The organism is Paenibacillus dendrobii, assembly GCF_009807035.1.
Lineage (GTDB): Bacteria > Bacillota > Bacilli > Paenibacillales > Paenibacillaceae > Paenibacillus_AQ > Paenibacillus_AQ dendrobii.
The window spans coordinates 1,962,234-1,973,844 of record NZ_WUBI01000001.1 but is presented as its reverse complement, the minus strand read 5'-3'; the positions used below and the strand labels follow the sequence as shown (position 1 = coordinate 1,973,844).

Sequence of the window (11,611 nt, the reverse complement as noted above, 5' to 3'; positions counted from 1 at the left end):
AATGGCGACGGGTCAAGTTCAAATCAAACGTTTGATGGCCATGCCGCTTCGTGCCGCAGTGAAGAAAATTGCCGGCAAAGCGATACAAGAGGCCAGGTTCGCTTACAGGCAGTACCGGATAAGCCGCTCGCCGATCATGTTGCAGCCGGAGCTGTTTCATTCGTTCGAATCGCATATGGTTTTTTCTTACGAGTCGCCCATCCGTGAACATGCTGCGGATTACCTGCGGGAGGAAGGGCTTGATGGGGAGATCATTCGCGATGCGGACCGGATTTGTGCACATATATTTAATTTGCTTGGTTCCGGAGACAAGAACCTGGGGCCGTTTCTGCCTTGGAGCGAAGATTTCAAAACAGGGTACCGGTGGGAGAACAAATATTATCAAAGAATTGCAATCGTGAATCTTGACGATGCTGCGGACGTTAAAGTTCCTTGGGAGCTTTCCCGGTTCCAGCATTTTTTTACATTGGGGAAAGCATACGCCTTGACGGGGAACGAGAAATACGCCCGCGAGTTCCAGACGCAACTGGAGGACTGGATGCTGAAAAACCCGGTCGAAATGTCGGTCAACTGGACTTGTGCCATGGATGTGGCCATCCGTGCCGCCAACTGGATCGCAGTAGTACCTTTTTTTCTTAAAAGCCTGTGTATACCGGACTTCTTCTGGGATAGATTCCATGCATGTCTTTATTTGCACGGAGCTTTCATCCGGAGCAACTTGGAAAGAACCGGGGAACACACCGGGAACCACTATGCGGCGGACTTGGCCGGGTTGATCGCGCTCGGCTTATATTTTGGTGGCAATGACGTGCAGGTGGGCCGTTTCGGCGAAACCCCTCGGGAGTGGCTCCATTTCGGGATGGCGGAGCTGGAGAAGGAGCTGTTCGTTCAGGTCAATGAGGATGGAACAAACTACGAAGCATCGACCTCCTATCATCGACTCGTCGCCGAAATATTTCTAATAACAACGGTTTGGTGCAGTAATAATGGGATATCTTTTTCAGAACGTTATATGAAGCGCCTGGAAAGCATGCATGAATTTCTTCTCAACATCATGAAACCGGATGGACGAAGCCCATTAGTCGGCGACGCGGATGATGGAAGATATTTAATTGTTTCCCGCTATGGCAATTGGGTACGCAGCGACTTTCGCCATCTGCTAGCCGTTGCCGGCGAATTCTTTAACCGGGATGATTTCCGGTCTGCCGGCCGAGGCAGCGCAGAGGATGCGCTGTGGATTATCGGCGGCATAAAGCCGCATACAAAGTCGCGGATGATAGGCATGAAGTCGGCTGCTTTTCCGGACGGGGGTTATTATATCCTTCGCAGCGCGCAGGCATATTGCCTGATCCGATGCGGAGAGAATTCTTTCCATGGTCATGGGGCTCACAGCCATAATGACCAACTGAGTTTTGAGCTGCATGTGAAGGGCAAGGATATCTTGGTCGATCCCGGATCATATGTATATTCGGCAGATTTTCGGGCCAGGAATCTCTTCCGCAGCACAGCTATGCATAATACGCTGCAAATCGGAGAGCTGGAACAGAATGATATAGAAGAACGAAATTTGTTTTTGCTGAGGGAACAGACTTTTGCGGCAAGCGATTCTTTTACAGAACATCGTTTTTCTGGGAGTCATCAAGGTTATCTGGAAAAAGTCGGATTCATCCATAGACGCCAGCTTGAGTTGGAGCAAACCGGGCTTGTTATTTTCGATACATTGGAGCAAGCCGTTCCGAATTCCGATCCGGTCACTTCGGCCTTCGTAACATTTCTGTTGGCACCGGACGTCCGCATAACCGGACATATGATGAACTGGCTCCTCGAATCCGGCGATTGCAAGTTATCCATTGATTTTGACGGTGCCGGGGAAGTGCAGCTTCAGTATGCATGGATATCGGCAAGCTACGGCACTCGTGTACGAACCCGCTTGCTGCGGGCATATATCCGAAATCGATGTCTGAAAACGAATATTCGTTGGGTATAAAAACGAAAGGAACATAGCCATGAATCAAGTAATTATTAGGCAAGGAACTGCTGTGGTCGAACAGATTCCGGCACCCGAGATTCAAAAAGGGACGGTATTGGTCCAAGTTGACTATTCATGTATTTCCATCGGAACTGAAATCAGCGGCCTTCGGACCAGCGGCGTTCCGCTGTGGAAGCGGGCGGTACAGCAGCCGGACAAAGTCAGGAAGCTGATAAGGATCGCCGCCAAGCAAGGTTTGTCTCACACACGCAACATGATCAAGGTCAAGACGGGAGCGGGACAGCCTTCGGGATATTCTGCAGCTGGAACTGTCATCGAAGTTGGCGAGGGCATTGCCGATCTGAGAGTAGGCGACCGCGTTGCCTGTGCTGGAGCGCAGTTTGCCCACCACGCAGACATTATACGTGTTCCGAGGAACTTGGTGACTCCGGTGCCGGAAGGTTTGAGCATGAGTGAAGCGAGCACAGTAACGCTCGGCGCGATTGCCATGCAAGGCATCCGCCGTGCTGCGCCAACGCTCGGGGAGACGTTTGTTGTGATCGGGCTCGGTATCTTGGGTCAGTTGACTGCGCAGCTGCTGAAGGCAAACGGCTGCAGGGTTATTGGAACGGACTTGGATGCCGGTCGAATTGCCACAGCCAAGGAACTGGGGATGGAACTCGGGATATACCCTCGAGAGGATAACGGGATTGAAGCGGTTCGAAGGCTGACGGATGGCGTGGGTGCAGATGGCGTCATTATCACCGCGGCGACCAAGTCAAGCTTAATCCTCTCTGAAGCGTTCCGAATGACTCGAAAAAAGGGCCGTGTCGTTGTCGTCGGCGATGTGGGACTGGAAATTAACCGCTCCGATATCTATGAGAAGGAGCTTGATTTTTATATCTCTACATCCTATGGACCTGGAAGATATGACCGCAGCTATGAAGAGAAGGGGCAGGATTATCCTTTAGGTTATGTGCGCTGGACGGAAAACCGCAATATGGGAGAGTATCTGAGACTTGTCTCTGAAGAGAAAGTCCGGCTTGTGCCGATGATTTCGCAAGTTTTTCCGGTTGAGAAAGCATCCGAGGCATATAAATTCATCCAGCATGAAGAGGCCAGACCAATGATGGTTCTGTTATCTTATCCGAAACAGTCTGAAATCACAGGACCTTCTCATAAAGTTATTGTGAATCCACGGCCGTTGCCGCTTCGCAGAAACGGGCAGCAAATCCGTATCGGACTCATTGGAGCCGGCGATTTTGCGAAACATATGCATCTCCCCAATATTAGAGCTTTATCCGGGAACTATGAGCTGCAGGCCGTGATGAGCCAAACGGGACATAACGCCGCTGAGACGGCAAAGCAATTTGGAGCACGATATGCGGCAACAAGTTATCCGCTATTACTTCAGGACCCGGATATTGATGCGGTTTTGATCGCTACGCGGCATGATACGCATGCAGCGATTATTCTGGATGCGCTCCGGGCAGGTAAACATGTGTACGTCGAAAAGCCGCTGGCGCTTACCCGTGAAGAGCTTGATGAGATTCAGCGATTTTATGATGACATTCCGGAAGGTGGTAGCTCACCGGTACTGATGACAGGATTTAATCGGAGGTTTTCGCCTTATGCGGCGAAAATCAAGGAATGGGTTGCGCAGCGCAGCAATCCCATGATACTGAACTACCGGATGAATGCCGGTTATCTTCCGCTGGATCACTGGACGCAGACCGAAGAAGGAGGAGGGCGCAACCGCGGGGAGTGCTGTCATATTTATGACATATTCACCTATTTAACGGGCAGCAAGGTACAGCGGGTTCGGGTGTCGCATCTCGAGCCGGCTACGAAGTTCTACTCGCGTTCGGATAACTTTGTAGCCACGATGGAGTTCGCGGACGGATCGGTTGCAACGGTAACCTACACGGCGTTGGGATCGAAAGATTATCCCAAGGAACAGATGGATATTTACGTGGACGGGAAAAATATTTTTCTGGACGATTACCGCAAATTAACGATGACAGGCGTCAAAGCCAAGGGCCTGGAAACGAAAACCAGCAGCAAAGGACAGCTAGAGGCGCTCGAACGGTTTGCCGAAGCGGTTCAGGGACGCAGTGAATGGCCGATTCCGTTATGGCAGCAGGTTCAGGCGACAGAGATTGCACTCGAAGTAGAACGATCATTAACCAAAGGAATGATGAATTTATGAGTATAACCAGAACAGCTGCCAAACAGATATTATCGTATTTCCCGTTCCGGTACGTTAATGTCGGCAGAGAATTTCATCAGTGGCTGCACAAATTCGAGCAGATGCAGAGCATGAGCTATGAGCAAATCCGGGAAGCGCAGCTGCAGTCCTTGAAGGATATCGTTATGCTTGCATACGAGCACACCGTTTTTTACAATCGCCTGTATAACGAGTACGGCTTTCATCCGAGCATGCTCAAGGACTTCAGCGATGTGGAGCGCATCCCCGTCATACACAAGGAGGATGTAAGAGCGCATGGCAAGGAGATGGTAGTCTCCAAATACTCGCCGGATAAGCTTAAAAAATTAGGAACAAGCGGAACGACCGGCACCTCGCTCACGTTGTACTCCAACCGCGCCGTGGAACAGCGGGAGTGGGCTGCAATCTGTTTCCAGTGGGCGAATGTCGGTTATAAGCCGGGCGAAGGGCGAGTGGAATTCCGGGGGGCTTTGCCGAGCGGTAAGACGTATATTTTGGATAAATACTCAAGGACCTTAAAAATCAATACGACCGGCATCACGGAACGCAATATAAGGGAAATCGTGAACGTTATATTATCTTCGGGTTACGAGTATTTATACGGATTTCCTTCAGCTCTTGCGATGTTCACCAAATTTCTGGTGGATCATCAGCTCACGGCGTTATATCAGCCGAAAGGCATATTGCTCGCCTGTGAAATGGTGCATGACTATCAAATATACCTCATCAGCAGCGTGTTTTCAAAATCCAAAATATTCGCCCACTATGGCCAGACGGAAAAGGTGGCTCTGGGCGGCTGGATGGATGATTCCCGCTCCTATTATTTCCTGCCTTTATACAGCTACGTAGAGCAGAACCCAGATACTAGCGCTATTATGGGTACTTCCTTGTTGAACGATGTGATGCCTCTGATTCGTTATGAGTTAACCGATGCTGCCGCGCGATTCGACCAGCAGCCGATGCCGGGAATGGAGCACTTGTTTCCTGTGATTCGATCCATCGACGGCCGGATGGGAGAGATCATGTACAAGCCGAATGGGGATATGCTTCCTTCACCGCTGATTGCGATTGCGCTTCGGGGTACCACTACCTTCAGTGCATGCAAGCTAATTCAACACCGCTATGATCTGATCGAAATTATGGTCGAATCCACGCAGCCGGAAGTGATGGTACGAGAAGAAATCAAGATGGTGGTGGAAAAGCTGGAAAAGCTGTTTACGATCGGTATGAATTTCAAAATTTCGATTGTGCCCCATATTACCCGGACGGAAACCGGAAAGTTCAAAAATGTGGAGGTTCTGGTCGGGAAGGAACCGGTTATCGTATGAAGCTGATCATGGTGGGACCGGTTCCGCCTCCGCTTGGGGGCATTTCCGTTCATATTCATAGGCTGAGCGCCGTCATACGTACTCATCATGTGGATTACGTCATTTATAATGAATTCAATATCGCGGATGCAGAGCGGCATATCCTGCCGATCGGCAGCTATAAGAGGTTTTTGCTGAAAATTCCCTTTATCCAAGGGGATCTGTTTCATTTCCATTCCATTGATCCGCGGATGAGGATGTTGCTAGGGATATACAAAGCGTTAGGCAAAAAAATCATGCTGACGGTTCATGGCGAGAGTCTGTCCATGCAGTTGCAGGAAGCCAGCCCTTTATCGAGAAAACTGCTGCTCGCAAGCCTGAAACGGATCGATTGTATCGTATGCGTCAGCGAGTCAACAACTCAGATGCTGACGAGACTCGGCTTTCGCGATGATCGGGTATGTACGGTTCCGGCGTATATCCACCCCGTGGAACGAAACGACGACGAACTCGCGATTCCGGCAGAGGTTCACCGGTTTATGGATCAAGCTGAATTTCTGATTAGCGCCAATGGGTTTGTCAGGCCTTTACAGGAGGGGGATCTATACGGTATCGATCTTCTGGTTGAATTAATGAGTGAATTAACCGACAGCGGCGTACAGGCCCGCCTGTTATTCGCTATGCTGGGCGCGAAAGATCAAAGTGCCGAAGAGCGGAGATATTACGAGTTGTTGAAGAAGAGAATTGCAGATTACGGCCTATCGCAACGGTTTCTTTTTTATGAAGTTGAAGATTCCGAATTTTACCCGATTTTGAAAAAAAGCCACTTGTTCATCCGTCCAACCCGAATGGATGGATACGGGGTATCGGTGGCCGAAGCGCTTTATTATAAGGTGCCGGCGATTGCCAGCGACGTGTGCCGCAGACCCGAGGGCACTATTTTGTTCCGGCAAGGCGACCACAAGAATACAGACTTGATTCGTGTGGTGCGGCAGACGTTGATCAATTACCAAAGCTGCAAGCAGGATATAACGGGTGCGATGACCCAGGACTATGCAGCGGATCTGATGGATATTTATTACCGGATATCAGGCCGAAGGCCTGTAGAAAGAAAAGTGATAAACCGTGCCAACCGATAACCGAAAAATGCTGTCGAGCGGGGCCGTATATTTCTGCGCTTCGATCTTGACACAGCTGATTAATTTGTTATTGATACCGCTGTATACCCGCCATTTGTCGCAGGAGCAGTTCGGTCAGTATGATCTCATCCTTAGCGTGCAAATGCTGCTTTCTTTGATGATCACCTTAGGCGTTCATTCCGGGATGGTCCGGTTTTTCAATGAATTCGACAATAAACAGGAGCTTCGAAATACGGCGCTGACGTTTGCCTTGATCTGGGGGACGGTATGCATTGGAGGAGCATGGGCTATCAGCCCATGGATTTCACCTTTTGTTTTCGATTCGAATCCTGATGCAAGTTTATTCATTCCGTATGTGGTTATGATTTCGGTGATCTCGTGCCTGAATCTAATCTATTCCAGCTACTATGCCATGCACTTTAAAGCGCTGAAATCAAGCAGCATCCAGTTCTCAGTGGTGTTGACGACGCTGATTTTGGCCGTTTATTTCTTTCTCCATTTGCAACTGGGCGTTATCGGCATATTAAAGGCTCAGCTATGGAGCAATGCATTCGTTTTTGCGGTTTTGTTTGTGCTGAACCTAAAGAGATACAAATTTACGCTGAGGCAGGATCCCATCCGCAAAATGCTCGGCTATGGAACAGGCCTGCTTCTGGGGGATGTTTCCGCATGGGTTCTCAGCCTGAGCGACCGGTTTCTGATTAAAGGTTACCTGAATCTGTCTTCCGTTGCCGTGTATTCGATCGGTTATAAGATTGGCATGCTGATTAATCCGGCTTTCATCACCCCGTTCATGTCGGTATTTACGGCTTTTAAATTCAAGGCCTACAAAGACGAGGACGGACCCGAGAAAATACGGAAGATGTTCCGAATCTATAATTTCATGGGCTGGTTATGCGTCCTGGGGTTAACGGTCTTCGCCAATGTAGCGGTACGTTTGGTAGCTACAGAGGAATATAGCAGCGCAGGCACCTTGGTTCCGCTTATTTCGTTCTCATATTTTCTGTCAGGCAGTCTGGCATTTTATTCATTGGGTCTTCATATCGCGAATAAGATGCGTACCAATTATCTGATCTCTCTGCTTGCTGCCCTGATCAACGTTGGCTGTAATATCGTTCTGATTCCATGGCTCGGCATTTATGGCTCGGCCCTGGCGACGGTGATCTCCTATGCGGTAACGAGTGTCGTTTTTTATCATTACGGCTCTAAATATTACCCTTTAGGACTAGGGATCTTGTTCCCGTACAAGTATCTTGTTATTTATTTGCCGTTGTATGCCCTGCATGCGGCGTATATGCACTTCATTCATTCCCTGCTGATAGAGATTGCGCTGAATCTACTGCTGGTAGGAGGATTCGTCGCCTGCAGCTTGATCTTTAAGTTCATTTCAACCAAGGAGCTTTTGGGGGACCTGCTGCCGATGCTCAGCCGCAAATCTAAAAAGATTATCATGGAAGGGGTTCGTTCCGAATCATGAATACGAAAATCATCACCGATGCGGACGGGTTTTTGGCAGTCCGGGAGGATTGGGAAAGACTGACCGAGAAGGACGCGCATGCTACTTATTACAGTACCTTTGAATTCAATTACGCCTGGTGGCAGGCTTTCGGCAAGGATGGCAGCAAGGAACTATTCATTCTCTGCCATTACCGGGACAACGTCATGGTGGCGATCGCTCCCTTGATGATTCGCGTGATTAACAAAAAGATCGTTAAATGCAGGGTGCTTAGTTTTCTGGGGAAGGGGGATTATTTCAACTTCATCATCGACTCCAGCAAATTCAAAGCTTCCTCCATCATTAGGGAGATGCTGAACACGATCGAGGAGCACTCTGCCAAATGGGATAAAATCGAACTGACCCATCTGCAGATGGACACCCCGCTGCTGAGATATTTGCTTCGGCATGACGAATACAGCAAACATACCCAGTATCTGACCTCATGCGCGAGAATCAACAGCAAGGATTACGAGTCTTTTGCGGATTTTGAAAAGGAAATGCTGAACACCAAGCTCCGGCGCAAGCGTACCAAGCTGCAGGATGACACAGGTTACCGTTTCAGGATCGTGACCGGCAGGCAAAGCGAGGAGATGTACGACAAAATCTCGCATATTCACCAGCTTGAAAAAAAGTACCTCCAAGAAGTGAAAGGAAGGCGCGACCGGGGAAGTGTGTTCGAGGATAAAAATAACGAATATTTTTTGAAACGCTTGTTTAAGGGGAATGAGCGGATTTTGTTCTTTTATCTGGAGTCCGATGACGGGGATATCATTATATATAAATGCTGCTACCTGTACCGAAATGTACTGTACGGATGGAACACCGGCTATTCTCCGAAATATTCGCAGTATCACGGTATTTCGGATGTGCTGCTGATGGAAATGATCGAGAGCTTGTTCCAAAGCAGCTGCACCAAGGAGATCGATTTCGGCGCAGGAACCTATTCTTGGAAATTTAGATGGACGAATCAATTTTCGGTCAGCTATTCTTTTATGATGTGGAACGAGACCAGCCAACAATCCAAACTTTTGCGGCTATTGACTCAATCAAGAGAAATTCTCCGTGCTGTAAAGGGATTGAAAAACGCGCTTTGATATTAGCGAAGTGATGGAGTGAGAATAAAGAAATGAAAACGGTGATCGTTCGGAATGTCGAGGAGCTGTTGCATTGGGAAGCGGCCTGGAAGGAATTGATGGACAACCTGGAGTATCCGGAAATTTTTCATACCTGGGAATGGGTGGTGGCATATCTGTCCCATCTGTTCAGCAAGGAGCAGCAGCTATTTGTTGTCGTCGTAACGGATGAGCAGCAATGTATCGCTATTGCTCCTTTATGCATTACGGAGCAAAAAATCAAATGGTTAAAAGTCAGATCTTTGCAGTTCATTGTCTCAGGAACCGGCGAGACCAACAGTTTTTATATACATAAAAATGTCCACTACATCAAGGTATTCATGGAGATATTCAAGGCGCTGCAGGATCACAAGAACGAATGGGACTGGATTGATCTGCACAATGTTCAATCTCAGCACCCCGTGACAGCACTGATCCTGCAGGCCTGCGGAAGCTTCTTCGATGTATATTCTACTACCAAGTCCATGACCCCTTACGTGAATCTGGAACGATTTCATGATGATAAATTGGCCCGAAGCCGAATCAAAGCCATTGAGCGCAAAGAACGAAAATTGAAAAAGGAACATGATATGAAGCTGGAAATTCATACTCCCATCGATCAAAGAACCTGGAGCCGTTTTACTGATATGCATAAATTGAGATGGACACACAGCTTGTTCGGAGACGAGAACACGATGTCCTTTTACCGTGACGTGATCTCGAAGTTTCATGAAACAGATAACGCACATTTTTCTTACGTCGAAATTAACGGGAGCATCGCATCCGCGATGCTGACCTTTTGTCATAGCGGCAAAGTATATCTGTATATCACCTCTTTTTCCCAGCAATACAAAGAATACGGTGTCGGGCTCATTCTCTTGAACAGGGTCATGGAGCATTATTTACAGAGCGGGGCACTGGAAATCGACTTGATGAGCGGTGCGCAGGAATACAAGTTTTTCTGGTCAGATACGGTCCGTCTTAACAACCATATCCGTCTGATTAACCACGGAAAAGGAAGGAAATGGATAAAGGCCTATACCTTGCTGCAGATGAACAAAAACCATATTAAATCGCTGCTATCGAAAACAAGCGGCACCGGTTAAAGGGAGACAGATTATTTCAAGGAGAATCGCTGATGCTGATAGAGCGGAGCAAATGGTACAACAATGCAGTTTCGCCTGTTCTGTTCATGATTGATGATTTGGCGAATGCATGGGTGGATACGAATCATAACGGAGCTGTGGATGCTGGCGAGGACTGGGGCTTCTTCAAGGATGAGGAGCAGTCCTCGTTTCGCTTTTTAAAGGAACATATCCTTCATGCCCATCCCGAGGTGAAGGTTACATTCTTTGTTCCCGTCGGGGCCAGGGTCGGGATGATCAGGAAGCCGGTGTGCCGCATGGTCTCATATCCTATCAATGCGGACGAGGATAGCAAAGCCTTTTTCCGTTCGATCCATCAGGATTCGAGGTTCGAGCTTGCTTATCACGGGACGACGCATGGAATTGTTGGAGAGGAAGCTAGGGATTTCGTGCAAGAATGGGCGTCTTTCTTGAGTCTGGATGAGGCGCTTGCCCGCATTGAGGAAGGGACACAGATTTATTCGGATGTGATCGGGGAGCGGCCCGCTGGCGGCAAATATTGCGGCTATGCGAGCAATGAATTCTCGGATGCAAGCATTGATGAAGCAGGCTTCCGGTGGTGGTGCAGATTCTGGAACCGTGGCCGTGCGGATGGTTCTGATGATCCGTCATGCGGATATGATTCGGATCCCGTCACCAATTACGATGTCAAGCGTTTTGGGAAAAACGGCGTTCTGGATATTCCGTCTACCGTGAATGGAGCCCTCTTAAACGGGCTGTATCACGGGGGGATCGGAATGAAGGCTATCGTAAAGCGTTTGTTCAAAAGGTCTTTTATACGGTGGAAGTTGAGGGAGATTGACGAACTGTTGGAAAAACGTCTTGTCATTAGTATTCAGGAGCATATCGCGCCCTCTCGTGATGACGGGAAAAGGCAGAGTCCGAATATTTTTGATGACAGGGAGAGTTTGCTTCAGATTTTCAAGCATCTCAACGGGAAGAAAGTGTGGTACTGCACATGCACAGAACTGGCCGATTATGTGAATCTGCGGGATCATGTGAGCGTGACACCGATTGGGGACAGCCAGTTTGTATTGCAACATGACGCCGAGTGTCGGGGGAAGCGGATCTCTTTAACATGCAGTGAATGGCGTCCTTTCAAGATCATGCTTCCCGGAGGCGACATGGTGAATGTGGATAAAGGCGAAGTGAATATCGAAGTGATGGAAGGGCGGTACACGATCATCATGGATTCGAAGCAGGCGTAACCATAG

General features: G+C 48.7%; 8 protein-coding genes. All 8 read left to right on the top strand.

Annotated elements, in window-relative coordinates; all coding sequences use genetic code 11:
- Nucleotide 1 precedes the first annotated feature (1 nt).
- Genes GRF59_RS08630 through GRF59_RS08595 form a run of 8 tightly spaced genes read left to right on the top strand, consistent with a single transcriptional unit; the run spans nt 2 to nt 11,605 of the window.
- Nucleotides 2-1,987, top strand: coding sequence for a heparinase II/III family protein (locus GRF59_RS08630; protein WP_160497173.1), 1,986 nt, complete (start codon nt 2-4; stop codon nt 1,985-1,987).
- Between the two features lie 19 nt (nt 1,988-2,006).
- The gene (locus GRF59_RS08625; RefSeq protein WP_160497172.1) at nt 2,007-4,178 is read left to right on the top strand and encodes a bi-domain-containing oxidoreductase; all 2,172 of its coding nucleotides are present in this window, start codon (nt 2,007-2,009) and stop codon (nt 4,176-4,178) included.
- Nucleotides 4,175-5,524, top strand: a complete 1,350-nt coding sequence (locus tag GRF59_RS08620; RefSeq protein WP_160497171.1) for a hypothetical protein — start codon at nt 4,175-4,177, stop codon at nt 5,522-5,524. Before GRF59_RS08625 ends, GRF59_RS08620 begins: the two co-directional genes overlap by 4 nt.
- Complete coding sequence (locus GRF59_RS08615; protein ID WP_160497170.1) at nt 5,521-6,642, top strand: glycosyltransferase family 4 protein; 1,122 nt, start codon at nt 5,521-5,523, stop codon at nt 6,640-6,642. Before GRF59_RS08620 ends, GRF59_RS08615 begins: the two co-directional genes overlap by 4 nt.
- Before the next feature lie 7 nt (nt 6,643-6,649).
- On the top strand, nt 6,650-8,119 hold the full coding sequence (locus GRF59_RS08610; protein WP_202128630.1) for a lipopolysaccharide biosynthesis protein: 1,470 nt from the start codon (nt 6,650-6,652) through the stop codon (nt 8,117-8,119).
- Nucleotides 8,116-9,234 (top strand): GNAT family N-acetyltransferase, encoded by a 1,119-nt coding sequence (locus GRF59_RS08605; RefSeq protein ID WP_160497168.1) that lies wholly within the window; start codon nt 8,116-8,118, stop codon nt 9,232-9,234. Before GRF59_RS08610 ends, GRF59_RS08605 begins: the two co-directional genes overlap by 4 nt.
- A 32-nt stretch (nt 9,235-9,266) precedes the next feature.
- Nucleotides 9,267-10,358 (top strand): GNAT family N-acetyltransferase, encoded by a 1,092-nt coding sequence (locus tag GRF59_RS08600; RefSeq protein WP_160497167.1) that lies wholly within the window; start codon nt 9,267-9,269, stop codon nt 10,356-10,358.
- Nucleotides 10,359-10,390: 32 nt separating this feature from the next.
- Nucleotides 10,391-11,605: a polysaccharide deacetylase family protein gene (locus GRF59_RS08595; protein WP_237391683.1), complete on the top strand. Its 1,215-nt coding sequence runs from the start codon at nt 10,391-10,393 to the stop codon at nt 11,603-11,605.
- Nucleotides 11,606-11,611 lie beyond the last annotated feature (6 nt).

Bases quoted from the DNA above. Each gene is read 5' to 3' on its own strand.
- GRF59_RS08630 (WP_160497173.1), top strand. From the start codon at position 2: ATGGCGACGGGTCAAGTTCAAATCAAACGTTTGATGGCCATGCCGCTT.
- GRF59_RS08625 (WP_160497172.1), top strand. From the start codon at position 2,007: ATGAATCAAGTAATTATTAGGCAAGGAACTGCTGTGGTCGAACAGATT.
- GRF59_RS08620 (WP_160497171.1), top strand. From the start codon at position 4,175: ATGAGTATAACCAGAACAGCTGCCAAACAGATATTATCGTATTTCCCG.
- GRF59_RS08615 (WP_160497170.1), top strand. From the start codon at position 5,521: ATGAAGCTGATCATGGTGGGACCGGTTCCGCCTCCGCTTGGGGGCATT.
- GRF59_RS08610 (WP_202128630.1), top strand. From the start codon at position 6,650: ATGCTGTCGAGCGGGGCCGTATATTTCTGCGCTTCGATCTTGACACAG.
- GRF59_RS08605 (WP_160497168.1), top strand. From the start codon at position 8,116: ATGAATACGAAAATCATCACCGATGCGGACGGGTTTTTGGCAGTCCGG.
- GRF59_RS08600 (WP_160497167.1), top strand. From the start codon at position 9,267: ATGAAAACGGTGATCGTTCGGAATGTCGAGGAGCTGTTGCATTGGGAA.
- GRF59_RS08595 (WP_237391683.1), top strand. From the start codon at position 10,391: ATGCTGATAGAGCGGAGCAAATGGTACAACAATGCAGTTTCGCCTGTT.